Genomic DNA, 1193 nt, shown 5'->3' with positions numbered 1-1193 from the left:
GATTACGCAATGATCTTGGCAACGACGCCGGCGCCCACGGTACGGCCGCCTTCGCGGATAGCGAAGCGCAGGCCTTCTTCCATGGCGATGGGGTTGATCAGCTTCACAGTGATCGACACGTTGTCGCCGGGCATCACCATTTCCTTGTCGGCCGGCAGCTCGATGGAGCCGGTCACGTCGGTGGTGCGGAAGTAGAACTGGGGACGGTAGTTGTTGAAGAAGGGCGTGTGACGGCCGCCTTCGTCCTTGCTCAGCACGTACACCTCAGCCGTGAAGTGGGTGTGGGGCTTGATGGAGCCGGGCTTGCACAGCACTTGGCCGCGCTCGACGTCTTCGCGCTTGGTGCCGCGCAGCAGCAGGCCCACGTTGTCGCCAGCCTGGCCCTGGTCCAGCAGCTTGCGGAACATTTCCACGCCGGTGACGGTGGTCTTTTGCGTGTCGCGGATACCGACGATTTCGATTTCTTCGCCGACCTTGATGATGCCGCGCTCGACGCGGCCGGTCACCACGGTGCCGCGGCCGGAGATGGAGAACACGTCTTCCACGGGCATCAGGAAGGCGCCGTCCACGGCGCGCTCAGGCGTGGGGATGTAGGTGTCCAGAGCTTCGGCCAGGCGCAGGATGGCGGGTTCGCCCTTGTCGGACTGGTCGCCTTCCAGGGCCAGCTTGGCGGAGCCGCGGATGATGGGGGTGTCGTCGCCGGGGAAGTCGTACTTGTCCAGCAATTCACGCACTTCCATCTCGACCAGCTCGAGCAGTTCCTCGTCGTCGACCATGTCGCACTTGTTCAGGAACACGATGATGTAGGGCACACCCACCTGACGGGCCAGCAGGATGTGCTCGCGCGTCTGGGGCATCGGGCCGTCAGCGGCCGAGCACACCAGAATGGCGCCGTCCATCTGAGCGGCGCCGGTGATCATGTTCTTGACGTAGTCGGCGTGGCCGGGGCAGTCGACGTGGGCGTAGTGGCGGGTGGCCGTTTCGTATTCCACGTGCGAGGTGTTGATCGTGATGCCGCGCGCCTTTTCTTCAGGGGCGTTGTCGATCTGGTCGTAGCCCTTGGCTTCGCCGCCGAACTTCTTGGACAGCACCGTGGCGATGGCCGCCGTCAGCGTCGTCTTGCCATGGTCCACGTGACCGATCGTGCCCACGTTCACGTGGGGCTTGGTACGTTCAAACTTACCTTTTGCCAT

General features: G+C 63.6%; 1 protein-coding gene. It reads right to left on the bottom strand.

The features are described 5' to 3' along the window. Positions 1-2 precede the first annotated feature (2 nt). Positions 3-1193, bottom strand: a complete 1191-nt coding sequence (gene tuf, locus AC1PPL_RS19295) for an elongation factor Tu (RefSeq protein WP_011806991.1) — start codon at positions 1191-1193, stop codon at positions 3-5.

The organism is Diaphorobacter sp. B2A2W2 (genome assembly GCF_056730635.1).
The sequence above is the reverse complement of the archived record's forward strand: the minus strand, read 5'-3'. Positions and strand labels throughout refer to the sequence as shown.